Source organism: Vibrio quintilis, assembly GCF_024529975.1.
In the GTDB taxonomy this organism is placed as follows: Bacteria; Pseudomonadota; Gammaproteobacteria; order Enterobacterales; family Vibrionaceae; genus Vibrio; species Vibrio quintilis.
Genome location: NZ_AP024897.1, coordinates 4,044,725 through 4,070,232, shown reverse-complemented (window position 1 = coordinate 4,070,232; position 25,508 = coordinate 4,044,725). Strand labels below are relative to the sequence as shown.

The 25,508-nt window shown below is 47.4% G+C and carries 22 protein-coding genes and 2 riboswitches; of the genes, 11 read left to right on the top strand and 11 right to left on the bottom strand.

The annotated features are described in order from the left end of the window. Window positions 1–31 precede the first annotated feature (31 nt). The 8 genes from atzF to OC443_RS18575 all read right to left on the bottom strand — a co-directional run bounded on the left by atzF (window position 32) and on the right by OC443_RS18575 (window position 11,401). On the bottom strand, window positions 32–1,804 hold the full coding sequence (gene atzF, locus OC443_RS18610; RefSeq protein WP_073582082.1) for an allophanate hydrolase: 1,773 nt from the start codon (window positions 1,802–1,804) through the stop codon (window positions 32–34). A gap of 1 nt (window position 1,805) precedes the next feature. Further along, window positions 1,806–5,414: an urea carboxylase gene (gene uca, locus OC443_RS18605; protein ID WP_073582084.1), complete on the bottom strand. Its 3,609-nt coding sequence runs from the start codon at window positions 5,412–5,414 to the stop codon at window positions 1,806–1,808. Window positions 5,415–5,502: 88 nt separating this feature from the next. Then, on the bottom strand, window positions 5,503–6,144 hold the full coding sequence (locus tag OC443_RS18600) for an urea amidolyase associated protein UAAP2 (RefSeq protein WP_073582086.1): 642 nt from the start codon (window positions 6,142–6,144) through the stop codon (window positions 5,503–5,505). After that, complete coding sequence (locus OC443_RS18595; protein WP_073582088.1) at window positions 6,141–6,905, bottom strand: urea amidolyase associated protein UAAP1; 765 nt, start codon at window positions 6,903–6,905, stop codon at window positions 6,141–6,143. Before OC443_RS18595 ends, OC443_RS18600 begins: the two co-directional genes overlap by 4 nt. Window positions 6,906–6,915: 10 nt before the next feature. Next, the gene (locus tag OC443_RS18590; protein ID WP_073582090.1) at window positions 6,916–7,749 is read right to left on the bottom strand and encodes an ABC transporter ATP-binding protein; all 834 of its coding nucleotides are present in this window, start codon (window positions 7,747–7,749) and stop codon (window positions 6,916–6,918) included. 1 nt (window position 7,750) lies between these two features. Beyond that, window positions 7,751–8,572, bottom strand: a complete 822-nt coding sequence (locus tag OC443_RS18585; protein ID WP_073582092.1) for an ABC transporter permease — start codon at window positions 8,570–8,572, stop codon at window positions 7,751–7,753. A gap of 45 nt (window positions 8,573–8,617) precedes the next feature. Next, window positions 8,618–9,703, bottom strand: a complete 1,086-nt coding sequence (locus OC443_RS18580; RefSeq protein ID WP_073582094.1) for a putative urea ABC transporter substrate-binding protein — start codon at window positions 9,701–9,703, stop codon at window positions 8,618–8,620. 68 nt (window positions 9,704–9,771) lie between these two features. Then, window positions 9,772–9,879, bottom strand: a riboswitch (guanidine-I (ykkC/yxkD leader). A gap of 274 nt (window positions 9,880–10,153) precedes the next feature. Further along, window positions 10,154–11,401 (bottom strand): valine--pyruvate transaminase, encoded by a 1,248-nt coding sequence (locus OC443_RS18575; RefSeq protein ID WP_073582096.1) that lies wholly within the window; start codon window positions 11,399–11,401, stop codon window positions 10,154–10,156. A 293-nt stretch (window positions 11,402–11,694) separates the two neighbouring features. Here OC443_RS18575 and OC443_RS18570 point away from each other — a divergent pair, with 293 nt between their 5' ends. Together OC443_RS18570 and OC443_RS18565 are read left to right on the top strand one after the other, a co-directional pair. Then, the gene (locus OC443_RS18570; protein WP_073582098.1) at window positions 11,695–12,075 is read left to right on the top strand and encodes a RidA family protein; all 381 of its coding nucleotides are present in this window, start codon (window positions 11,695–11,697) and stop codon (window positions 12,073–12,075) included. Between the two features lie 29 nt (window positions 12,076–12,104). Next, the gene (locus OC443_RS18565; protein ID WP_073582100.1) at window positions 12,105–12,902 is read left to right on the top strand and encodes a PhzF family phenazine biosynthesis protein; all 798 of its coding nucleotides are present in this window, start codon (window positions 12,105–12,107) and stop codon (window positions 12,900–12,902) included. A gap of 58 nt (window positions 12,903–12,960) precedes the next feature. On the opposite strand, the gene OC443_RS18560 is transcribed toward OC443_RS18565, so the two are convergent. From OC443_RS18560 to glyQ, 3 genes are all read right to left on the bottom strand, one after another. Then, window positions 12,961–13,881: a DMT family transporter gene (locus OC443_RS18560; protein ID WP_073582102.1), complete on the bottom strand. Its 921-nt coding sequence runs from the start codon at window positions 13,879–13,881 to the stop codon at window positions 12,961–12,963. A gap of 133 nt (window positions 13,882–14,014) precedes the next feature. Continuing rightward, entirely contained in the window at window positions 14,015–16,081 is a 2,067-nt protein-coding gene (gene glyS, locus OC443_RS18555; RefSeq protein WP_073582104.1) for a glycine--tRNA ligase subunit beta, read from the bottom strand. Window positions 16,082–16,092: 11 nt separating this feature from the next. Continuing rightward, window positions 16,093–17,013 (bottom strand): glycine--tRNA ligase subunit alpha, encoded by a 921-nt coding sequence (gene glyQ / locus OC443_RS18550; RefSeq protein WP_073582106.1) that lies wholly within the window; start codon window positions 17,011–17,013, stop codon window positions 16,093–16,095. A 444-nt stretch (window positions 17,014–17,457) separates the two neighbouring features. On the opposite strand from glyQ, the gene OC443_RS18545 reads away from it, so the two are divergent. The 9 genes from OC443_RS18545 (at window position 17,458) to thiH (ending at window position 25,502) form a co-directional block, all read left to right on the top strand. Next, window positions 17,458–18,015 (top strand): TMEM165/GDT1 family protein, encoded by a 558-nt coding sequence (locus OC443_RS18545; protein ID WP_073582190.1) that lies wholly within the window; start codon window positions 17,458–17,460, stop codon window positions 18,013–18,015. 133 nt (window positions 18,016–18,148) lie between these two features. Next, window positions 18,149–18,412, top strand: coding sequence for a hypothetical protein (locus tag OC443_RS18540; RefSeq protein WP_073582108.1), 264 nt, complete (start codon window positions 18,149–18,151; stop codon window positions 18,410–18,412). A 316-nt stretch (window positions 18,413–18,728) separates the two neighbouring features. Next, window positions 18,729–19,112, top strand: a complete 384-nt coding sequence (gene crcB / locus OC443_RS18535) for a fluoride efflux transporter CrcB (RefSeq protein WP_073582110.1) — start codon at window positions 18,729–18,731, stop codon at window positions 19,110–19,112. 37 nt (window positions 19,113–19,149) lie between these two features. Continuing rightward, a riboswitch (TPP riboswitch) is annotated at window positions 19,150–19,248 on the top strand. Between the two features lie 124 nt (window positions 19,249–19,372). After that, a complete protein-coding gene (gene thiC, locus OC443_RS18530) occupies window positions 19,373–21,316 on the top strand; it encodes a phosphomethylpyrimidine synthase ThiC (RefSeq protein WP_073582112.1) in 1,944 nt (647 codons plus the stop codon). Window positions 21,317–21,323: 7 nt separating this feature from the next. Next, entirely contained in the window at window positions 21,324–22,613 is a 1,290-nt protein-coding gene (thiE, locus tag OC443_RS18525; protein WP_073582114.1) for a thiamine phosphate synthase, read from the top strand. Beyond that, the gene (locus OC443_RS18520) at window positions 22,600–23,406 is read left to right on the top strand and encodes a HesA/MoeB/ThiF family protein (protein WP_073582116.1); all 807 of its coding nucleotides are present in this window, start codon (window positions 22,600–22,602) and stop codon (window positions 23,404–23,406) included. The genes thiE and OC443_RS18520 overlap by 14 nt, the downstream gene beginning before the upstream one ends. Next, a complete protein-coding gene (gene thiS / locus OC443_RS18515) occupies window positions 23,399–23,590 on the top strand; it encodes a sulfur carrier protein ThiS (protein ID WP_234976363.1) in 192 nt (63 codons plus the stop codon). The genes OC443_RS18520 and thiS overlap by 8 nt, the downstream gene beginning before the upstream one ends. Before the next feature lie 2 nt (window positions 23,591–23,592). Continuing rightward, the gene (locus OC443_RS18510; protein ID WP_073582120.1) at window positions 23,593–24,357 is read left to right on the top strand and encodes a thiazole synthase; all 765 of its coding nucleotides are present in this window, start codon (window positions 23,593–23,595) and stop codon (window positions 24,355–24,357) included. A gap of 2 nt (window positions 24,358–24,359) precedes the next feature. Beyond that, complete coding sequence (gene thiH, locus OC443_RS18505; protein ID WP_073582122.1) at window positions 24,360–25,502, top strand: 2-iminoacetate synthase ThiH; 1,143 nt, start codon at window positions 24,360–24,362, stop codon at window positions 25,500–25,502. The last annotated feature ends 6 nt before the right edge of the window (window positions 25,503–25,508 follow it).

Genomic DNA, 25,508 nt, shown 5'->3' with positions numbered 1-25,508 from the left:
GCGGAACGTGCCCGGTTTGTATGAAGCCGGATTATTTCAGACTTGTCAGATACCCCCGCCAGCCGCCAAAGTGGCTGATATTCTCCGCGCCCTCCAGTCCGGCTGGTTCACAGATAAACCCCTTCACCCACTCACCGGATAGCAGCTCAACGCTGCCCAGTCCGAGCGGGTGAGGAATTTGGCTGAGGAAAGCACCAACGGCGTCCATGGGTATTGACCAGACTTCCACATCCAGCGAAACGCCTTCCGCTTCGTTGCGGACCAGCCCCGGTCGTGCTGGTGGTCCGCCTGCCAGTGCGTAAAGCTGATACCGGGAAGATGTCTGAGTCACCTGCTTCAGTGTCGCTCCCAGCTCAGTGAGCTGATGGTTGAGCGGCAAACCCTGCATATGTGCACCGCAAACCAGCAAATCAAGGCGACGGGTTGAATCCGGATAAATTCCCGTTGCTCCGACTGGCAGATGAGCGGTTTTTTGCCATGCACCGGCAAGAGCGATCAGAGATTTATCCGCAAAAGCCTGGCTAAACAGAGTAAAACCAAATGGCAGCCCTTCCGGTGTGAATCCGCCCGGAATGGCAATGGCGCTGTAGTCGAGCAAATTCATAAAGTTGGTGTAATAACCAAGATTGCTGTTGAGCGCGACCGGGTCTTGATTGACTTCTTCAATCGTATAAATCGTGCCGGCGGTCGGTGTGATAACGACGTCAACTTCTGCCAGTTGTCGATCGCAGATCACCTGATAATCCTGCAACTGATACATGGCTTTGAAGGTTTGTGCTGCCGTGATGTTTTCTGCCTGACCAATAATCGTTTGAATCACCGGCAGGCAGCGGGAAGGATCTTGTGTGTAAAACTCTTCAATTGCTGCATAACGTTCCGCAACCCAGGGTCCGTCATACAGTAGCCGGGCTGCTTGCAGATATGGGCTGAGGTCAAACGGTATGAGTTCTGCACCCATGTTTTCCAGTTGAGTCAGTACTTGCTGGTAGAGTGCCTGATAAGCATCATGACCAAAAAAGTTCAGTTGTGATGGATGAGGAACGCCGACTTTCAGGTTCTGCCATGTCATAGGAACCGGCTGTCGGGGCGATGCGAATGGCCGGGAGAAACTATCCTGCGGATCACTGACAGCTGTGAGTTGATGTAACAGTGCCAGATCATCGCCATTGGCTGTAAAAAAGGTCACACAATCCAGTGTCCGGCAGGCCGGCACCACGCCCTGACAGCTCAAAACACCTTTGGTTGGCTTCAGGCCAAAGAGATTATTGAATGCCGCCGGAACCCGGCCCGAGCCTGCTGTATCCGTCCCTAAGGCGAACATGACCTGTCCTGTTGCGACAGCGACTGCACTTCCTGCACTGGAGCCACCGGAGATATATTCCGGATCGAAACTGTTATTTGTCGCTCCCCACGGGCTGCGGGTGCCCACCAGTCCCGTGGCAAACTGATCCAGACTGGTTTTACCGATCGGTACAGCCCCGGCTGCAATCAATAATTCAACCACAAAAGCGGAGGATTCGGGATGGTAGCGATAAGCATCGCAACCTGCTGTTGTGGGTAAACCTGCGAGATCGATATTGTCCTTGATGGCAAAAGGTACGCCATAGAGTGGCAGATCATCGATATTGTGTGCAGACAAAGCATCCAGATACTGGTCCAGTTGTGTTGATGTGATGCAACTGAGCCAGACATGACGGGTATCTGCCTGTGCCTGTGTCAGCTTTTTCTGTAAGTATTCACTTACAGAAAGTGTTCCTTCGCGATAGGTATCTAACAGCTGAGTGATCGTGATGGGTTGAGTCATTTTATTCGCCTCCCTGCGTTTTTGTCTCCGGACGGATTGTCATGATGGCTTGCCCGGCATGGACTGAGTCACCAGTTTGTTGGCAGAGGGTCTCAATCACACCGGAAACCTGGCTGGTTACTTCAAGTTCCATTTTCATGGCTTCCAGTATTGCGACAACGTCTCCGGCCTGTACAGAGTGCCCCGGTTTGACGGTGATCTGCCAGATATTACCTGTGACATGACTTTCAATGGCTTCACAACCGTCTTCCGGGACAAAGTGCTCTGTTGAATGAGGCTCTGTTTCCGGGACAACAAAATTGGCTTGTCCGCTTTCAATCCAGCGCTGGCGTTCTGCTTCAAAGGCGGCTTGCTGACGGATTTTGCTCTGCTCAATTTCAACGGCATGTTGTTTGATCAGTGCCTGATAGTCAGACAGAGAGAATGTTGTCTGTTCAATTTTAAGCGGGTATTGTCCGCGCGGGTGTTGCCGGCGGATTTCAAGTAGTTCTTCTGCGGACACCGGATAGAAACGTATCTGGTCAAAAAAGCGCAGTAACCACGGCTTTTCAAAACAGGCAGTGCTCCGGTAACGGTTCCACATTTGCAGCGTCCGGCCAACAAACTGATAGCCGCCGGGACCTTCCATACCATAAACGCACAGGTATGCGCCGCCGATACCAACCGCATTTTCCGGTGTCCATGTCCGGGCCGGGTTATATTTGGTTGTGACCAGCCGGTGGCGCGGATCGAGCGGGGTGGCGACCGGTGCACCGAGATACACATCACCCAGTCCCATCACCAGATAACTGGCGTCAAACACAATACGTTTCACATCCTCAACCGAATTCAGCCCGTTAATCCGGCGGATAAATTCAATATTGTCCGGGCACCAGGGGGCATCCTTTCTGACGACTTCTTCATACTTGCGGATTGCCAGCCGGGTTGCTTCATCGTCCCATGACAGTGGCAGATGGACGATCCGGGCCGGAACAGTCAGTTTGTCGATATCATGCAGTGTGGCTTCCTGCGCCCGCAGGGTCTGCATCAATTCATCACGGGGCAGGATCAGATTGTTGTAATGCACCTGTAAGGAGCGGATTCCCGGCGTCAGCTCTTCAATACCGGGCAGTTGTAGCGCTTCCAGTTTCAGCATCAGCGCATGCACGCGGAAACGCAGGCGGATATCCAGTGTCTGCGGCCCGTATTCCACCAGCAGAAAATCTTCACCACACTGTCGATAGACCACGTGTTCCATGGTTTCTTCTGCCGGAATGACATCAATAATGGGAGAGCCGATTGCTGGCATATCACAGTGGTAAGCTTGCACCTGACCTTGCTGAATTTGTGCATTTTGCATTTGTTCAGCCGCTTCGGCATCTGCCAGTGAGACCGGAATAAAGCGGATTTTATCTCCAGCCTTGAGTTGTCCGACTTTCCACAAGTCCGCTTTAATCACGGTGGCAGGGCAAACAAATCCCCCGAGGCTCGGGCCATCGGGCCCGAGAATCACCGGCATATCGCCGGTAAAGTCGATGGTGCCAACCGCATAAGCATTATCATGGATGTTGGAAGGGTGAAGTCCGGCTTCACCGCCGTCCTGTCTCGCCCAGTCAGGTTTCGGGCCGATCAGACGCACGCCGGTCCGGCTGGAGTTGAAATGGACTTCCCACTGCGCATCAAAGAACATCTCCATATCTTTGTCGGTGAAAAAGTCAGGCGCACCATGCGGCCCGTACATCACGTGGATATCCCAGTGATCAGCGAGCGCTGGCTGAGTGATGGTCTGGCCTTCTCTGGCCGGGGTGGACGTTGTACTCAGGTGTAACACATCACCTGCGCGTAGCGGTCGTCCGGCATGTCCGCCGAACTGCCCGAGAGTAAAGGTGGATTGACTGCCCAGATAATCCGGACATTGCAGGCCGCCTTCCACGGCCAGATAAGTCCGGGCACCGGGGCCGGTGATTTTACCCAGCCTGAGAGTCTGGCCTTTTTCAACAGCGACAACTTTACCCATCGGGACAGAGATACCATCCAGACTGGCCTGAATGGATGCACCGGTGAGTACTATTTTTTTCGCGATGTTAAATGTCAGGGCAGGGCCGCTGACAATGATTTCCAGCCCGGCACAGTTCTTTTCGTTCTTCAGTATCTGATTGGCCAGCCGAAAGCTGAGCGGGTCCATCGGTCCGGATGGTGGTACGCCAATGTGCCAGTAACCTTTCCGGCCGGGATAATCCTGAATTGTGGTTTGCGTGCCGCTGCTGACTACATCGATGGTATTGGGCTGGTAGCTGAACTGGTTGAGGCTTTGTGTCAGAACCCGACCGTCCCGAACCTGTGGGGTTTGAAGCAGCTGTTGCAGATATTGGCGGTTGTGCTCAACGCCGTAGACAGAAAGGCCGGCCAGTGCCTGTTCCATTTTGAGCAGCGCCTGTTCCCGGTTGTCGGCATGCACGATGATTTTCGCCAGCATCGGGTCAAAGAATGGTGAGACTTCTGTACCTGCTTCAATCCAGTGCTCAATCCGTAAGCCTTCTATCCGGGGCCAGTCAACATGGCTGAGTAACCCGGCACAGGGTTGGAAGTTCTTATTCGGATCTTCGGCATATAAACGGACCTGAATGGCATGACCCTGTGGTTGGGGGCTGGTTTTCCAGCCGGATAAATCCAGTTCACCGGCGCCAAGTCTGATCATCCATTCAACTAAATCAACACCAAAGACTTCTTCGGTTACACCGTGCTCAACCTGTAAGCGGGTATTCACTTCAAGAAAATAGAAGGCTTGTGTTTGCTGATCGAGCACAAATTCGACTGTCCCTGCATTGCGGTAATTGACTGCCTGAGCCAGCCGGATGGCTGTGTTTCTCAATGCCTGACGGGTGTCTTCACTTAAATGGGGTGCCGGGGTTTCTTCGATGACTTTCTGGTTCCGGCGCTGTGCTGAACAGTCCCGCTCACCCAGAGCGATGACTTCGCCCTGACCGTTACCAAATATCTGGACCTCAATATGACGGGCCTGCCCGATAAATTTCTCTAAGAAAATACCACTGTGACTGAAATTGTTGGCGCTCAGGCGTCTGACGGTATCCAGTGCGCTGTGGAGTGTTTCTGCCTCATCACAACGTTGCATACCAATGCCGCCACCTCCGGCTGTGCTTTTGAGCATCACCGGATAGCCGATATTCTCTGCTTGTTTTAATGCTGTTTCATCGTCCGTTATCAGTCCGGTACCGGGCAGCAGGGGAACATCTGCTTGTGCGGCTATTTCACGGGCAGAGTGCTTGAGGCCAAATGTGTTCATCTGTGCAGGTGTCGGGCCAAGGAAAACAATGCCTGCCTGTTCGCATAAAGTGACGAAATCCGGATTTTCACTTAAGAAACCGTAGCCGGGATGAATGGCCTGTGCGCCGCAGTTACGGGCAATGGCAATGATTTTTTCCTGATCCAGATAAGTTGCCGCCGCAGCACCCTCACCCAGAGAAAAGGCTTCATCGGCCTGAATGACGTGCAGGCTGTCAGCATCTGCTTCACTGTAAATGGCAACACTGGCAATATTCATCTGTTTCAGGGTACGGATGACCCGGCAGGCTATCGCACCACGGTTGGCAATCAATACCTTACTAAACATAGATCTTTCCATTTATTCCGGGTCGTCCCGGTTGATGACGCTAAGCCTGGTCGGGGTCGTCCCCGGCTTATTTTTCTTGTTTTGGGGATTATTCATCCCAAACCAGCACTTCGACTGGTGTCGGGTTATATGCATTACAGGGATTATTCAGCTGCGGGCAGTTAGAGATCAGGACAATCACATCCATTTCAGCTTTCATTTCGACGTATTTTCCTGGTGCGCTGATGCCATCTTCAAACGTCAGGCCACCGCTTTCAGTAACCGGTACATTCATAAAGAAATTGATGTTATGAGTGATATCCCGCTTGGTCAGGCCAAACTCTTCATGCTCAGTGACGGCCAGCAACCAGCTGTCCCGGCAGGCGTGCATGGTCTTTTTCTCCAGCGCATACCGGACCGTATTACTTTCGGTAGCACAGGCGCCGCCTAACGTGTCATGGCGGCCGCAGGTATCGGCGACAATTTCCAGCATCACATTGCCCTGATCAGACAGAATCTTTGTACCAGTGGTCAGGTAAACATTGCCCTGCTCACGAATGGTATCGATGGCGCTGTAGCGCTCCGCCGGATGACTGGCGTTATAGAACAGAGTATCAGCAGCCTGATTCCCTTCCATATCAAGAATACGGAAGGTTTGCCCTTTTTGAATCACCTGCATATAGTAATCACCGGCCGGGATGACATCACGGCGGATGGCGGTTTCAGGGTGAAGTTTGCTTTCGGTAATCATGCCTGTACCTCCGGCGCTGAGTGAGAGTGAAAGGAGTGAGTATGGGCGCAGTGATAACGTCGGTTGTTTTCCAGTCCGCGCTGGTTTTCAGCCTGTCCGTGTAGCGGGAGAGGCGGCGTGATTTTTGTCGCTTCGGTCAGGGTCAGCTCAACGGGTTTAAACGGATACTCCGTCGCCGGATTTAACGGATGCGGGCAGGTGGTCAGGACGACTAACGTGTCCATTTCAAAGCGCAGGGCAATTTCGTGGCCGGGGTGACTGTGGCTGGCAGCAAAACTCAGGTTGCCTTCAGCATCCGTGCTGACTTTGCTGAACAGGTTGAGGTTCGCAGCCAGATCGCGTTTACCCAGTCCGTATTTAGCAACTTCAACCAGCAGGGAATCATAGCCATTCTGTCTCCATTGATTCCGGTCTGCCTGATAGCTGCGATCTCCCCATTTTTCTGACACTTTCTCTTTATTCGCAACGCCGCACACGGTATCAATCCAGCCGGTATCATCCCGGAGAATGGTGCAGAACACCCGGCCCATATCAGAGTACAGGCAATGGCCTGCGGTGAGCTTAAAGGTATGCTGGCATTTCAGGGTATCCGGTGCGTTATAGCGTTCCAGTAAATTGTCCGGATTGTAAAACAGCAGGCTGAGATTAGCGCCGCCTTCCAAATCTCTGGCGGTCAGGACAAAACCTTTAGGGATTTTCATTGACCAGTGTGCTGCGCCGGGCAGTAATTCTGTAAAAATCGGTTGTTGTGATGTTGGCATAATGTGTTCCTCAGACAGAGCCGGATTGCAGCGGCTCTGCCGGTTGTAATGTTTGGTTCAGAGCGCTGAGTAAGCCGGGTTGATTGATAGTTTGTTTGTTCAGCGGAATATCGAAGGTAATTTGTGCGCCATAGCGCTCCGGTGCCTGTGGGTCGACTCTTGGCTGGTCAAACACCCAGATCCGGCTGCCAAGCTGAAAACCCTCGCTCAGGTCATGGGTAATCATAAAAACCGTGAGTTGCTGCTCCTGCCACAGGCTGCGGATTAAGGTATGCATGTCTTTACGAATCCCCGGATCCAGTGCGCCAAAGGGTTCATCCAGCAGCAGAATCCGGGGCTGTTTCACCAGTGACTGTGCAATTGAAAGGCGCTGGCGCATGCCGCCGGAAAGCTGGTGCGGATACTGGTTTTCTGCATGGCTCAGACCAACCTGTGCCAGCATTTCCCGTGCGTGTTGTCGGGCCTGCTGTTTCTGTACGCCATTATTCCGGCCGAACAGTTTGCTGGTGAGTCCGCTGCTTTCAAACTCCAGCCCAATCATGACGTTGTCCAAAGCAGTCAGGTGAGGGAAGACGGAATATTTCTGGAACACAATGCCCCGTTCTGTGCCCGGTTCCCGCCTTAGTGGCTGGCCGTCGAGCAGAATCTCTCCGCGGCTGTGTTGTTCTGTGCCAAGCAACATGTTCAGAAACGTGGTTTTACCGCAGCCGGATGCGCCGACAATACTGATAAATTCACCCTGGTGAACTTTTTTATGCAGTCGTTCAAGCACAATGTTATGGCCGTATTCTTTCCAGACATTGCGGATTTCTATCATCGGCTGTTTAGGCTGTTGCGTGTTCATCTTATGCCCCCTGTGACTCGTGATACCACGGACTGACCTTGCGCGATAACTGCCTGAGCAGCCAGTCCATCAGGTAAGCCAGTAAGGTGATCCACAGGACATAAGGCAGAATCACATCCATCGACAGGTAGCGTCGGACAAGGAAAATCCGGTATCCGAGCCCTTCTGTGGCGACAATCGCTTCTGCGGCAATCAGGAACAGCCATGCGCTACCCAGTGTCAGCCGGACTGCGTCAACCAGATGCGGAAAAACTTGCGGTGTGATGATCCGGATAATGATTTGCCAGCTGTTACCGCCCAGTGTCTGGGCTTTGATCAGCTGCTCTTGTGGTAAAGACTGCGTTTTAAGCTGCATGTCGCGGATGATCATCGGGCAGATGCCGATAAATATCAGCGCAACTTTGGAGACTTCGCCCAGCCCGAGCGAGATAAACAACACCGGCAGGATAGCCATTGGCGGAATCAGGGATATCGCGGTGACAAACGGCGATAGTGATGAGCGCACCAGTGGCACCATGCCGTTGGCAATCCCGAGACACAGGCCAATCAGCGCACTGAAGCCAACCCCGATTGTCAGACGTTGCAGGCTGGCAAGGGTATCGGCCCACAGCAGGTATTCTCCGGTACGCCTGCTGGGTGTGAAGGCCATCCGCTCCACGGCATCGGCAAAACTGGAGAATGCCGGTAGTAACTTATCTGAGGGATTGGCTGCCAGACGCGCATCAGAGGCTACCAGATAAACCAGCAGAGCAATAGCAAACGGCAGGATGCCCAGCATCAGTCGGGTGGGACGTGATGGTTTTTTGTTGATCAGTCGGGTCATGCTGTCTCCGTTTTGGTCTGAATGATGGTGAGACTCAAGTTTGCTTTACAGCTGACCTTTGGCCGCCATTTCCATATAAGCCGGATCAAACCGCAGTTTAATATTGGATTTGCTGCCATAGATGCCGGCTGGCGTTTCAATACCGATGAAGGTAGCATCGGGTGCGCCTTCCCCTAACAAACCATGCTCAAAAGAGAATTCCGCAACTTTCTTCATCGTATCTGTCAGGGCTGAACTTTGGGTAAACCGGACGGCTTCTGCAGGCTTGTAAAACATCCGGGTGGCTTTCAGCTGGGCGTTGTAACCAGCTAAATCGGTTCCGGAAGCTTTCGCCATAAAGGTTTTAGCTTCATCGGATTTAGCGGTGTTTTTCGATGTCATTTCAGACATGACTTCGTACCATGCGCCGGTTAAGGCTTTCGCAAAATTGGGGTTTTGTTTGAGGATTTGTGTATTGACCACCAGCGAATCAATGATTTCTCCGGGAATTTTTGAGGAATCAAAAACCAGCGTGCTGCCCGGCTGGGAAGTAATTTCGCTGAGTAGCGGGTTCCAGGTGACAACTGAAGTAACATCCGGTGTTTGGTAGGCTGCAACAATATCGGCATCGGATGTGTTAATGACGTGCACATCTTTTTCTGCCAGTCCGACACTTTCCAGTCCGCGGGCCATCAGGTAGTGAGACACACTCAGTTCAACCAGATTGACGTTCTGGCCTTTGATATCGCGGATGGACTTATTGTTTCCTTTCAGGATAATGCCGTCATTCCCATCAGAGAAATCCCCAACAATCAGAGCCGTAGAATCAACACCGCTTGCTGCCGGAATGGTCAGTGCATCCATATTGGTCATGACCGTGGCATCAAACTGACCGGCTGTGTATTGGTTAATAGACTCGACGTAGTCATTGACCTGAATCACATCGATGTTGATGCCGTATTTGTTGGCCCATTTTTTCAGAATGCCGGATTGATCTGCATAATCCCAGGGCATCCACCCAACGTAGATTGACCAGGCCAGGGTAAAGTCTTTTTTCTCTTTGGCAAATGCGGTGGCTGATATTGAAAAGGCAGCGATTAAACCTGCGGATAACATCAGCGTTGTCAGAAGTCGTTTCAGAAAATGTTGCATGGGATCACCTCCACTGTGAGTCACGTTTGAATCATTGCACAAGAGACATAACCAATTATGATTGGCTGGCCTCCCGGGCTTTTATCCCGCCGTGTGACCTCAGTTGAGGTTGACAACTCTCGGACCAGTCACTGCCATGATGATGTGTGGTAGCCGGAACCCTAGATGTCTGTTTTGACAAATTGTCGTTAGTAACTTTTTGTCGTTAGCAATAAAAACTGGATTATGCTCTTCGCAACTAACACTCTCAGACAGCAAGTGGTATGCCATCTTTATAAAATTAAATTATTTCAATTGGTTATATTGATTTTATTGTTTTTAGTGTGGGTGTGGAAGTTTCACTGTGGTGCAGAACAGAACAATTGTGGTGCAGATTTAACCAGAGTGGTTGGTGAGGAGGACGATGCACATGCTATTGAACATCATGTGCATCTGGTGGTTTCAGGGGAGTTATTCAGCGTAAGCTCTGGCGATTTCTTCAGCGATGATCGCGATACCTTTTTGCATCTGATCATCATCCTGAACATAGTTCATGCGCAGACATTGGTGAGCATGTTCCCATGTTGCTTCCTGTCCGATAAAGAAGTATTCGCCGGGAACAATCAGAACGCCACGTTCTTTCAGACGTTGATAGAGTTCTATGGTGGTGATTGGCAATTCATCGAACCACAGCCAGAGGAAAATTGCGCCTTCCGGTTTGTGAATGCGAAAACGCGGATCCGGAATGGCCTGCTGAAGTAATTCAATCGCCCGCTGCGACTTCTGCTGATAGAACGGACGAATCACTTCACTACTCAGACGCAAAATATCATTGTTCTCAATCATGTGATTGGCCAGTACAGGGCCAACACTTCCCGGTGACAGGCTGATAATCCCGTTGAGATTGCTGAGTGCAGTTGTCATAGCTTCATTCGCAATCACGATACCGCAGCGTAATCCCGGCAGCCCAAGCTTTGACAGACTCATACACAGAATGGTGTTCTCATTCCAGAATGGCTTTACGTCTTCAAAAATGATATTCGGGAATGGTAACCCGTAAGCGTTATCGATAATCAGCGGGATATGATGCTGGCGGGCCAGTTCATCCAGTTTGTGGATTTCTTCATCGGTCAGGACGTTACCGGTTGGGTTGGTCGGCCTTGAAGCACAGATTGCAGCAATCGAATCATCGATTTTCAGATTTTCAAAGTCGACATGATATTTGAACAGACGGTTGTCCAGATATTCAATTTCCGGGCGGCCGGAAACAAAAATATCATCGTGAATCCCTGCGTCGCCATAGCCGATATACTCGGGAGCCAGCGGCAGCAGAACTTTTTTGTGCGAACCATCCGGTTGTTTACCGGTCAGCAGGTTGAACAGATAGAAAAATCCGCTCTGACTGCCATTGGTCAGACTAATATTTTTTTCACTGATGTCCCAGCCGAATGTATCGCGCAGCAAGGCTGCAAGTGAGCGGATGAATGCATCGTTCCCCTGTGGACCATCGTAATTTGCCATGGCGGCAACGAGTTTGCCGCTGTCCAGTAGTGACTGATTGGCCTGATGAAAATAGTCGAGCATGGCTGGAATGGCTGCCGGGTTACCTCCGCCCAGCATGATGGCGCCCGGCGTACGAAGACCATCGTTTAAATCATCCATGAGCTGTGTGATACCTGTGTATCGGTTGAATTTCTCACCAAACGAAGAGAACTGCATGACTGGTTTACCTGATTTATATTGTTTTAAGAAAGTTGTGATTTACATAATTATTCACCATACCGTAATATTTTCTGACCAAAAAGCAAGGGGGCTGGCGGGGGTTTTTTACGCATGATGGCTGAGTTGGTTGATCGGGGCGTGATATCTGAGCTTAATATATTCTTCTGTCATTGATTTTATTTCATTTTTGCTTGTTAAGGCCTGTTTCTGAAACGAGGCAGAATATTTTGTCAGTTGTTCGTTTATATTTAATTCTTGTTGTTATGTAACTGACTTCAAGGAGTACGACATTGACCCAAAGAATCAATTATGAGTTCCTGCCGCAAATAGCCGGCCCTTATGTTCATGCTGTCCGGCATAGTAATACCCTTTATGTTTCCGGTTTGACGGCTTACGGCACTGCGGCGCAGTCTTTATCACTGCCAGAGCAGTGTCAGGAAATACTTCAGCAGATTTCGCAGATACTGGCGGCTGAATCCTGTTCAAAAAGTGATTTGGTGAAGCTGACAATTTTTGTCAAAGATATCAGTCAACTCCCGCAGATGCGTGAATTGTTATTCGAATTTTATGAGGGACATTTACCGGCGTGTTCTCTGGTGGAAGTGTCTGCATTGATCCATCCTGATTTACAGATTGAAATTGAAGCGGTTGCTGCTTTGAATCTCTATTAAAGACAGCATCCCTGATTGAAGGAAAAAAGATGGAATTAGAGATATATCAGGTTGATTCATTTACGGCTGAGGCTTTTAAAGGGAACCCGGCAGGTGTCTGTATCACCGAAGGACCACTTGAAGACGCGGTGATGTTTTCGGTGGCAAGAGAAATGGCTTTATCTGAGACGGCTTTTTTATCTTTACCGGAGATGCAGCTGAGGTGGTTTACGCCACAAACCGAGGTGAAGCTTTGTGGGCACGGTACGCTGGCGGTAGCTCAGATCTTAAAGGAAAAAGGTCTTGTTGCCGTTGGTGAAACAGTGGTTTTCAATACGTTGTCTGGTCCTTTATCTGTTACGGTACAGACAGACGCCTTTGAGATGGATTTTCCGGCCCCGGTCTTTGAATCTGAAGCACGGACGAATCACGCGATGCTTGACCTGCTTGGCGTGGGAGCCGATGAGGTTATGGCTTACCACCGTTTTGATGAGAAAGAGCTGATTATTGTCGATAGTGAGCAACGCATTCGTGAATTATCCCCTGATTTTACCGGCCTGAGTAAGGTTCCTGGACGGGGGGTTGTTGTGACTGCCCGATCATCTGGTGCGGCTCAGGATTTCATTTGTCGCTATTTTGCACCCTGGGTGGGTGTGAATGAAGATCCGGTGACGGGTTCAGCTTTTTGTGCGCTGGCTGTTTATTGGTGTGAACAACTTGGCAAGTCGTCATTAAGCGGTTATCAGGCATCAGAACGGGGCGGTTTGATGGACGTGTCACTTTCAGCGTCGCGGGTCAAACTTACGGGTAGGGCTGTGACGGTTTTAAAAGGGGTTATGTTTATCTGATGATGTTTTATCAGACACCGGATCCAACCGGTGTCTGCGTGGACCTCCCCGTGCGGAGTTACTCTGAAGAGACTGGTTGAATCGTTTTTTCTCCGGATTTTCTGCCTGAGCATAACCAGATTCCGGCTGCGATCAGGGCAGCACTGATCAGGTGAAATGACGCCAGCCGGGTGCCGAGAAATATCACACTGAAAAGCCCGCCGGATAACGGAATGATATGGGTGTATATCTCTCCGCGGGTTGCCCCGATTTCTGTAATGCCGCGGTTCCAGAAAACATACGATAGCCAGGACGGAAAAATCACCAGATATAACAGTCCGGTCAGGAACCCCGCCTGTGAATAGGAACTGACATCAACAGATGGAACCGAAATGAGATAAAGTGTAATCACCGGGATCAGGATGATGGCACCAATGACAGCGCTGACTGCAACGAAGACATTCCCCGGAATTTGCTTGTTTTTCTTACGCAAAAATGAACAGTAGAGCGCCCAGCTCAGTGCAGAACCCATGGCCCAGAGATCGCCTCTGCTCAGATTGTTTAACGTCCGTAAATTCCCGAAATCTCCCTGAAAAATCAGATAACAAACGCCAGCTGTGCTAAGAAGCACGCCAAGATAATTATTTACTGAGATTTGGTCATGAAAAATAATCCTGTTGATTAATAACACCAGACAAGGCGTGGCAGACATATAAATGGCAGCATTGAGCGAAGAGGTGGTTTGCAGGCCGATATACAGGGTGAGCGGAAATAATACTTGTCCGAATACAGACAGAAAAACAATGGTAGCCAGAGATTGTATGATTAATTTGTGATGGGTGAAGATATGTTTGTAGTACAGAGAAGTCAGTAACAGAGCGGTTAAAAACCAGCGGGCTGCTGTCATCAGGATCGGATCTGCACCACTGACCAGAATATGTCCGACAACGTAATTTCCTCCCCAGAACATTGCTGCCAGTGTTAAAAGCAAATAGGGCATGGTGACTCCTTCAACCGTGATAAAGGTGATTAATGTATACCATTTGCTCCCGGTTTGAAGATGATAATTATCAATAAAAAGAAAGCCCGGCAGTTGGCCGGGCTTTGAAGCGGGTATTTGGTTTTGCCTGGTGTTATTTCTGCAAAACAGAAATATCTGCAATCTCGAGGAACAGATTTCGCAGGTTATTCAATAGGGTCAGACGGTTCTTCTTCAATGCTTCGTCATCAGCCATGACCATGACATTGTCAAAGAATGCATCGACCGGCTCTTTCAGATCGGCCAGCTTGCTGAGGGCTGCCTGATAGTTTCCGGTCGCGAATGCCGGTTCCAGCGCTTCTGTCAGAACTTCAACATTTTCAGCCAGTGCTTTTTCCGCATCTTCCTGCAACAGCGCCAGATCAACGTCTGTGTTCAGTTCACCATCAAATTTCGCCAGAATATTTCCGACCCGTTTGTTGGCAGCAGCCAGAGATTCAGCTGCTTCCAGTGAACGGAAGTGAGAGACTGCTTTGACACGCTGGTCAAAGTCTGCTGGTTTGGTTGGATGACGGGCCAGTACTGCCTGAATGACATCGACACTGAAGCCTTCATCATGATACCAGGTACGGAAACGGCCCAGCATAAACTCAATCACATCTGATTCAACAGTGTCATTTGTCAGCTTGTCACCAAACAGCGATTTGGCTTTGGCGACCAGATCAGTCAGGTCCAGCTGATAACCGTATTCAACGATAATTCTCAGCACACCCAGTGAGGCACGGCGCAGGGCAAACGGGTCTGAACCTTTCGGAGCCTGTCCAATACCGAAAATACCTACGATGGTATCCAGCTTGTCCGCCATAGCGACAGCAGAAGAAATCCCGTTCGCAGGCAGTTCATCACCGGCAAAGCGGGGCATGTATTGTTCGTTCAGAGCAATCGCAACCGCTTCATCTTCACCATCATGACGGGCGTAGTGCATCCCCATGATGCCTTGTGTTTCGGTAAATTCGAACACCATATTGGTCATCAGGTCGCATTTTGCCAGCAGGCCGGCGCGCTTTGATTTCTCAACATCTGCACCAATTTTGTCTGCAATGTAGCCGGCCAGTTCAGTAATTCGATCGGTCTTGTCTTTGATGGTTCCAAGCTGCTTCTGGAAAACGGCATTTTCCAGCATTGGCAGACGGTCAATCAAAGGTTGTTTGCGGTCTGTATTGAAGAAGAACTCCGCATCGGCAAGACGAGGGCGAACAACCTTTTCGTTCCCTTCAATGACATGACGGGGTTCTTTCGATTCAATGTTTGAAACAAAGATAAAGTTCGGCAGTAGTTGATTGTCATCACTGTAGACCGGGAAGTACTTCTGGTCACCTTTCATGGTGTAAACCAGCGCTTCTGACGGGACTGCCAGGAATTTTTCTTCAAACTTCGCGGTGAGAACAACAGGCCATTCGACCAGTGATGTTACTTCTTCGACTAAGTCATCTTCCAGATCGGCTGTGCCGCCAACCGCCTGAGCTGCTTGTTGTGAATCTGCGATAATCGTCGCTTTACGTGCTTCGTAATCCGCGATGACTTTACCACGTTCTTCAAGAATCGCCGGGTACTGCTGAGCGCTCTCAATGGTGAATTCCTGCTCACCCATGAATCTGTGCCCACGGATGGTTCGGTCAGACTGAACGCCAAGGATTTCACCGGCTATCAATTCATCATCAAGCAGAATTGTCAGGGTTTTGACCGGACGGATAAACTGAGTTTCTTTATCGGCCCAGCGCATTGGTTTTGCAATTGGCAGGTGATGCAGCGCTTTTGCTGCAAGCTCTACAACAATCTCTTTGGTTGCCTGACCTTTGACTTCCTGTTTGAACAGCAGCCACTCGCCTTTATCTGTCACTAAACGTTCTGCCTGATCGACGGTGATGCCGTTACCACGGGCCCAGCCTTGTGCAGCTTTGGTTGGATTACCATCCGCATCAAAAGCAACAGAAATTGCAGGACCACGTTTTTCGACCACTTTATCCTGCTGGCTTTCAGCCAGGGAGGTGACTTTCAGTGCCAGACGGCGCGGTGTGGCAAACCATTTGATCTGATCAAATGCCAGTTCAGCGTTTTTCAGCTCAGCTTCGAAGTTATTGGCAAATGCTTCCGCTAAAGTGCGTAGCTGTGTTGGCGGCAGTTCTTCTGTTCCCAGTTCAATTAAAAATTCTTTGCTCATGTTCTCTTCCCTTATGCTTGTTGGTCTTGCTTATTACACATGGGGAAGCCAAGTGCTTCTCGGGACGCATAATACGCTTCAGCCACTGACTTTGTCAGATCGCGGATACGCAGGATATAGCGCTGGCGCTCTGTGACAGAAATTGCTTTGCGCGCATCCAGCAGATTAAATGCATGGCCAGCTTTCAGAATCCGCTCGTATGCAGGAAGAGGGAGTGGTTTTTCCAGCTCAAGTAAGTGCTTACACTCTTTTTCACACTGATCGAAGAAAGTGAATAAGAAATCAACGTCAGCATGTTCGAAGTTATAAGTAGACTGCTCTACTTCGTTCTGGTGGAAAATATCACCATAAGTGACTTTACCAAGCGGGCCGTCGGTCCATGTCAGGTCGTAAACAGAGTCAACCCTCTGAATATACATTGCCAGACGTTCGATACCGTAGGTAATTTCTCCGGTGACTGGCTTACATTCAAGGCCGCCGACTTGCTGGAAGTAAGTAAACTGAGTGACTTCCATACCGTTCAGCCAGACTTCCCAGCCAAGCCCCCAGGCGCCCAGTGTCGGGTTTTCCCAGTTATCTTCAACAAAACGGATATCATGAACCTGAGGATCGATACCTAAAGCCTGCAGCGAACCCAGATAGAGTTCCTGAATATTTTCAGGTGAAGGCTTAATAATCACCTGAAACTGGTAATAATGCTGTAATCGGTTCGGGTTTTCACCGTAACGGCCATCAGTCGGACGACGGGATGGCTGAACATATGCGGTGGCAATTGGTTCCGGACCAAGCGCTCTCAGGCAGGTCATTGGGTGCGATGTGCCAGCACCAACTTCCATATCGAGAGGTTGAACAATTGTACAGCCTTGCCGGGCCCAATAATCCTGCAGCGCGAGGATCATCCCTTGAAAGGTTTTAGTATCATATTTGTGCATAATGGGTTCGCGCGAAATTAGTGAATGAATAAAAATAACGTTGAATTATACCGGGATATTACACGATCGAGTAGTGAGAATCTTGTTTAATTGATAGGCAGTTTTTCTGAAATGTTATTAATGATTGGTTTGTAATTATTGATGCAGGGAAATTGCTGTACAGGCCGGAGAATGCTTGTGTTTATTTATAATTATTGATTTAATACGCTCGTCTTTGGGGAGTAGCTTACCATCACAGATGTGACCTGAGATGGTTCGTTCGTCAACATAATCGGTTCCTCCTGACCGTGGCGTTCGAGACTGATGGATATACCATATTTCAAATCATTTAAACGTGTATATCTTTTGTAGTTTAGCAAGACCTTAGATGAACCGTCGTGTAACCGGGGTAGGGCACGATTGTTTGTCTGTGGTTTTGGAAGCGCCTGCCCCTTTGAGCATGTCATGAGTATTTTCTTAATTTCTGCTGTCACCGTCGCACTTGCCGAAATCGGTGATAAAACCCAGCTGTTGTCTCTGCTGCTTGCCTGCCGTTACCGGAAGGTTGCACCTGTCATCTGGGCGATTCTCTTTGCCACCTTGCTGAATCATACGCTGGCAGCATGGCTGGGTGTGGTTGTCGCTGATTATCTCTCACCTGAAATATTAAAGTGGGTGATAATCGTGAGTTTCTTGCTGATGGCCGGATGGGTGCTTATCCCGGATAAGCTGGATGAAGAGGAAAAGTTTTCTGGCTACGGCCCGTTTGTTTCCGCTTTTATTGCTTTCTTTATTGCTGAAATTGGTGATAAAACACAGATTGCTACGTCTGTATTATCCGCACAATACACCGAAGGCATGTTATTCGTGATTGCCGGCACAACCGCAGGTATGCTGATTGCGAACGTTCCTGTGGTGCTGGCGGGTAAATGTTCTGCTGAAAGCCTGCCATTATCGATGATTCGCAAAGTGACTTCCGTGGTTTTTATTGCACTGGCATGTGGTGCATTCATTTATCAGTAGTCTATTCTCATCTGTAGTTTATTGTGAATGTTGTTCGAAGGAATGACCGGACAACGTGATATTCGACATATATCGATCATCATTCGCATGCTACCTTGAAAGTATACAGAACCTTCAGTAAGAGGATGTGACTATGTTAGTTCGTTATACCGGAATGACAATCAGAAGTCAGAGTTATCTCTTTACCATTGGATTTATTTTGACACTGCTTGGCATGGCACTGACAGATATGTGGCTGCCTATGGTGATTGGTTCCATTATCCTGATGGGGCTGATGGTTGAGTCGTGGATTCGTCTGGAACATATCATTCCTATGCATCAGGAAATCAGAGCGCTGAGGAAACAGATCGATCAGCTTAAAAAAATCGAAAAGCAGCACCAGGAAGAAATCATGTAGTGCTATTTGTGCCTGATGCTCTTTTCTGTTGATATGATTTTCTTGAGCCTCTGAAAAGAGGCTGCATTTCTTTTTCGTTTTCTTCGTGTTCAGTTTTCTTTTTGTTCTTCTCTTTCCTGTGTAAAATTGTTTCTGTTTGTAACGGATTCTTTTTACCTGCCTGATGATACTTTTTAGTCCGGTCTTGAATTTTTGTTCAAACGACTGTTTTTTATACACAAAAGTGACTCCTGTAACTTTTTAAATTTCATTGTATATCAAGGTAAATCTGTTTGGATTTTTTCCTTTTTTCGCCATTTACATTAAGGGATTTTATATGGGGCAGTTTTCAATTCTTGCTTATGTTGCTGTTGGTGGCGCATTCGGTGCATGTAGCAGATATTTAATTTCTGAGTTGTGCGTTTTTTTGTTTGGTAAGGGTTTCCCGTATGGAACGTTAACTGTGAACGTCCTTGGCTCTTTCATCATGGGATTATTGATTGCCGCACTTCAGTGGGAATTTATTCCAGCTGAACCCTGGCGACAAATCTTCGGTCTTGGTTTTCTTGGCGCATTAACCACATTTTCTACTTTTTCTATGGATAATGTCTTGCTAATGCAACAGGGTGAGTTTTTTAAATTCGGCTTAAATATCTGTTTGAATGTCGTTTTGAGTATTTCAGCGGCATGGATTGGTTTCCAGTTGATGGCCAGAACCTGATTTTACTTGGTTAACTCACATTCATTCTCTATAATGTTTTTACTTGTCGGAGTGCCTATTGGCTGAGACCGTTTATTCGGGATCCGTTGAACCTGATCAGATTAATATCTGCGAAGGGAACAAGAGAACATTGATTGAGTATCCATTTCTGCTGATCTCTTTCTTCGTTATGTCATTTCCAAGGTGACATCCTCTCCTCTTGTATAGCTATTTCCGCCAAGCATTTATCTCTTTTATAACCATAATTTGAGGAAAAATGCATGTCGAGTCGAAAACAATCCAGACTGGAAGCTAAGCAGTTTTTGGAAAATATCCATTCACAACCTTACCCTAATTCATCAAAAATCTATTTGCAGGGATCCCGGGAAGATATCCGGGTACCTGTGCGTGAAATTAAGCTGGCTGATTCCCTGATTGGTGGTACGAAAGATAAGCCTGTGTACCAGCCGAATGATCCTGTGCATGTCTATGATACGTCTGGTGTATATACGGATCCTGAACATCAGATTAATGTTTATCGTGGTTTACCACGCCTGCGTGAGTCGTGGGTTCAGGAACGGGGCGATACAGAATTACTCCCGGACATGAGCTCTGATTTTGCCAAAGAGCGATTGTCTGACCGTACGCTGGATGATCTTCGTTATGAGCATCTTCCGTCGATTCGTGCTGCAAAGCCGGGTTGTTGTGTGACTCAGCTTCATTATGCCCGTCAGGGCGTTATCACACCTGAGATGGAATTTATTGCCCTGCGTGAAAATATGCAGCGGCAGCAAGCTGCAGATTCTGACGACAAGCATCTGAATCATCAGCATGCCGGCCAGAGTTTTGGCGCTCATTTACCTTCACAAATTACCGCTGAATTTGTCCGTCAGGAAGTGGCTGAGGGCAGGGCGATTATTCCTTCGAATATCAACCATCCTGAATCTGAACCCATGATTATCGGCCGTAATTTCCTGGTGAAAGTGAATGCAAATATCGGTAATTCTTCAGTCACTTCTTCAATTGAAGAAGAAGTAGAGAAGCTGGTCTGGTCGACCCGCTGGGGTGCTGACACCGTCATGGATTTATCGACCGGCCGGAATATCCACGAAACCCGTGAGTGGATTCTGAGAAATAGCCCGGTGCCGATAGGTACGGTTCCGATGTATCAGGCGCTGGAAAAAGTCAATGGAATTGCTGAAAACCTAACGTGGGAAGTGATGCGGGATACATTGATTGAGCAGGCTGAACAGGGCGTTGATTACTTCACAATTCACGCAGGTTTATTGCTGCGTTATGTACCCCTGACTGCGAAACGGGTGACTGGCATTGTTTCCCGTGGTGGTTCTATTATCGCGAAATGGTGTCTTGCTCACCATCAGGAAAGCTTCCTGTATACGCATTTCCGGGATATTTGCGAGATCTGCGCACGCTATGATGTTGCTTTGTCTTTGGGGGATGGCCTTCGTCCGGGGTCGGTTGCGGATGCGAATGATGAAGCGCAGTTTGCAGAATTAAGAACGCTGGGCGAACTGACAAAGATTGCCTGGGAATATGATGTTCAGGTCATGATTGAAGGGCCGGGGCATGTGCCGATGCACATGATTCAGGAGAATATGACTGAGCAGTTGAAGCACTGTGATGAAGCACCATTCTATACACTTGGCCCGCTGACCACAGATATTGCACCTGGCTATGATCATATTACTTCTGGCATTGGTGCCGCAATGATTGGTTGGTACGGCTGTGCCATGCTCTGTTATGTCACACCCAAAGAGCATTTGGGGCTGCCAAATAAAGATGATGTAAAGACCGGACTTATCACTTATAAACTGGCAGCGCATGCGGCTGATTTGGCAAAAGGGCATCCCGGTGCGCAGTACAGAGATAATGCGCTGTCGAAAGCGCGGTTTGAATTCCGCTGGGAAGACCAGTTCAATTTGTCTCTGGACCCGGTGACAGCCCGTGCATTTCATGACGAAACACTTCCACAGGAATCAGGCAAAGTTGCCCATTTCTGCTCAATGTGTGGTCCTAAATTCTGTTCAATGAAAATTTCACAGGAAGTAAGGGATTATGCCCGTTCTCTACCTCAGGAACAGATGATTGAGGTTCAGGAGACAGAGAATCCAGAGGCCGGAATGCAGCAAAAAACTCAGGAATTCAGAGATCATGGTTCAGAGCTTTATCATGCAGTGACCACTTTTTCATTGAATGAAGAATGAGGGTTGTATGATGTTTTTAGAATTACCTGTGCAATATAAGCACATCGCTGAATTGATTCAGGATGTTTTTGTTATCGCATCTGGTGAAGGATTTACGGTCCCTGAATACCAAATACAAGTCTCAGACTTAGCTCTTATCAACTTAAACTTGCCTGATAATCACTATGAATTGTATCCTGATGGACCAGATCAGGAAAATATCTATCATAGTGTCTCAGATTCAGCTGAAGTGATTGTGCTTCGTTATCTTGATCACCCGGTTTGTGATGAGGGAAGTGATGATTATCGTTTTTCTGATCATTCAAAACCTGCTCGTCATGCTGTTATGATCGATGTATTTTCTCAGGCTTTGCCTGGGAAAATATCTGAGCAGTGGTACTCTCACCAGATTAATCTTGCAGGTTCTCTGATTTCCAGAATTGAAGTTTTACAGTCTCCTGATGAATTTAAGAATTATCATTTATCCTGGTTTCTTGTTCTTTTGATGCTGGATTTTCCCTTAGTTGACGCACTAATTTTAGCGCGTGCTGCAATGAATGTTTCACGTGAAACATGGCCAAAAGAGGTCCATCTATTTCCTAAGATTGATGCAATTGATCTATCTTCCTCCTTCTTTATTCCCGAAACACCATTTCCTTCTATTAATCAATCTCTATTAAATTTATACCCGGTTATGGGGGATTCAGAATGGATCAAAAAACTTTTAGAGCTTGGTGTAAAAACAATTCAGTTAAGAATTAAAGATGAACATCGTTCTGACTTAATAAAACAGATCAGGGAAGTGGTTAGCCTTGGGCAAGCATCCGATTCTCAGGTATTTATTAATGACTACTGGAAAATCGCAATTGATGAGAATGCTTTTGGTATTCATCTTGGTCAGGAAGATCTACTGGCTGCTGACCTGAAATCAATTCATGCAGCAGGATTAAGATTAGGTGTTTCCACCCATAGTTATCAGGAAATCTTAACTGCGGAATTGATTAAACCCAGCTATATCGCTTTAGGTCATATTTTTCCCACATCGACAAAGCAAATGCCTTCTAAGCCCCAGGGGTTAGTCAGATTAAGATTGTATCAGCAGTTCATCAATTCACTTAGTGACTATGAAAAGAGAATGATTCCAACTGTTGCGATTGGTGGGATTGATTTAACGAATTTGTCCAATGTGGCCGCTCAGGGTGTCGATAGCATTGCTGTTGTTCGTGCCATCACTGATGCTGATGATTATGTAGATGCAGTGACGAAGATACAAACTGATTTCAATCTTTCGAAGAGGGTAAATCATGTCGAAATTTAGTGACGTCGATTTTATTCGATACCAAAGACAGATTTCTTTGCCTGAAATTGGTGAATCCGGCCAGTTAAAAATAAACAATTCAAATGTTCTTATTATTGGTTGTGGTGGATTAGGTACAAGTGTTTCACTGCTTTTGGCCGGAGCTGGTGTAGGAAATATAGTTCTGGTTGATGATGACAAAGTAGAACTGAGTAATCTACATCGCCAGTTAGCCTATACAGAATCAGATATTGGACGGGCAAAATGTGAGGTTTTGAAACAGCAGATTCTGATACGGAACCGACAATGCAGAGTCAGAGCTATTGATAAAAGATTAGCTGACGAGCAGTTGAATCTTGAAGTAATGCTTGCTGATCTTGTGATTGATTGCTGTGACAACATGGCAACACGTCAGCAAATCAATCGTATCTGTCATCAGCAAATAACATGTCTGATTTCAGGTTCAGCTACTCAGTGGGCTGGCCAGTTTTCAGAATATACCTATGTAGAAAACCAACCATGTTTTGCATGTCTGTCACCAGATGTGCCATCAGATGTTTCTGAGCCTAGTTCCTGTAGTAAACAAGGTGTGCTTGGGCCGGTTGTCAATATGATTGCATCAGTGCAGGCGCTGGCAGCTTTGAAACGAATAACTAACACAGCCATGATTCATGGTGACTGTGATAAGAATTTGCTTCATTGCTTCGATGGTAAATCAATGTCATTCAGGGCATACAGTTTTGTGAAAAATCCAGATTGTCGTGTTTGTGGGGGCCAGCCTGAAGCTGGAGATAAAGATGAACATAATGATTAATGATAAAAATTATATAGTGGCAGATGAGCTAACACTGATGACACTGATTGAAAAATTGACATTACCTCAGTCTGGTTCTGTATTTGCTGTCAATGAGCAAATCATAGCAAAGCAATATTGGGATAGAACCCGGCTGAATGATGGCGATCATATTTCATTATTCCAGGTAATCGCAGGAGGTTAGTTATGTTGACGATAGCAGATAAAAAATTTCATTCGAGGTTATTCACAGGTACAGGCAAGTTCTCAGGTCGTCAGGTTATGGTCGACGCTATAAAAGCTACTGGCTCAGAACTGGTAACCATGGCATTAAAGCGGGTCGATCTTGAGCATAAGAATGATGACATTCTGGGGCCAATTATTTATTCCGGGATAAATTTATTACCGAATACATCAGGTGCTAAATCGGCCAGAGAAGCTATCTATGCTGCACATCTGACAAGGGAAGCACTCGGTACAAATTGGGTTAAAGTTGAGATTCATCCTGATCCAAAATACTTATTGCCCGATCCAGTTGAAACATTAAAAGCGGCTGAGCAATTAGTAAAGGATGGATTTGTCGTCCTTCCTTATTGTCATGCAGATCCGGTTTTATGCAAGCGACTTGAAGAGGCCGGCTGTGCCGCAGTAATGCCACTTGGATCACCAATTGGTTCTAACCAGGGATTAGTATCTGAAAGTTTTTTGAAAATTATTATTGAGCAGGCACAAGTTCCAGTGGTGATTGATGCAGGAATTGGATCTCCATCAGATGCTGCAAAGGCGATGGAAATGGGTGCAGATGCTGTATTGGTAAATACTGCAATCGCCTGTGCTGATAATTCTGTATCAATGGGGAAAGCATTTAAACTGGCAGTTGAATCCGGAAGACTTGCTTTTGAGTCCGGTCTTGCTTCATCTGATTTTGTGGCGGATGCATCAAGTCCACTGACTCGTTTCCTGGAGGATTAATCATGTCATTTTTAGAGGTGTTTGAAAAGTTAGACTGGGATGATGTCCGGCTTTCCGTTTATGGAAAAACTGATCGTGATGTACAAATTGCTTTGAATAAATCTAATAGGAATCTTGAAGATTTTAAGGCGCTTCTATCACCTGCTGCTGAACCTTATCTGGAAGTTATGGCGCAACAATCACTGAGATTAACACGTCAGCGATTTGGTAAAACGGTTAGTTTCTATATACCACTCTATCTCTCAAATCTATGTTCTAACGATTGCAGCTATTGTGGCTTCTCTATGTCAAATCATATTAAGCGAAAGACTCTATCTCCGGATGATATTAATAAAGAAATATCTGCAATTAAGAAGATGGGATTTGATAGTGTTCTGTTAGTCACTGGTGAACATCAGAATAAAGTCGGGATGGATTACTTCAGACAAGTTCTTCCGCAGATTAAAAAGCAATTTAGTTATCTAAGTATGGAAGTTCAGCCATTAGATACTTCATCTTATCAAGAATTAATAACCTTTGGACTGGATGCTGTGATGGTTTATCAGGAGACCTATAACCCTTCAACATATGGTATTCATCATCTGCGTGGAAATAAGACTGATTTTGAGTATCGACTTCTAACACCAGACAGGCTGGGTGAAGCGGGGGTTGATAAGATTGGGCTTGGAGCATTGATTGGACTTGATGAATGGCGCACCGACATTTTTTATGTCGCGGCACATCTGGACTATTTAGAGAATAAATACTGGAAATCTCGTTATTCAATATCATTCCCCAGATTACGTCCTTGTGCCGGGGGAATTGAACCTAAATCAATTATGACTGATAAACAGTTAGTACAAACAATTTGTGCATTCCGACTATTTAAACCAGAGATCGATTTATCATTATCAACCAGAGAATCTGCTAAATTTCGGGATAATGTTGTTCCTCTGGGAATAACAACAATTTCTGCAAATTCAAGTACACAGCCAGGTGGTTATGCTGATTATCAAGCTTCTCAATTAGAACAATTTTCTGTTGGTGATAGTCGTTCTGTAACTGAAGTTGCTGAAGCGATGAGAGATCGTGGGCTTGAGACGGTGTGGCATGATTGGCATGAAGTCTATTCTGAACATGTTTCACGTGAAACAAAAATAATCTAAATAAAA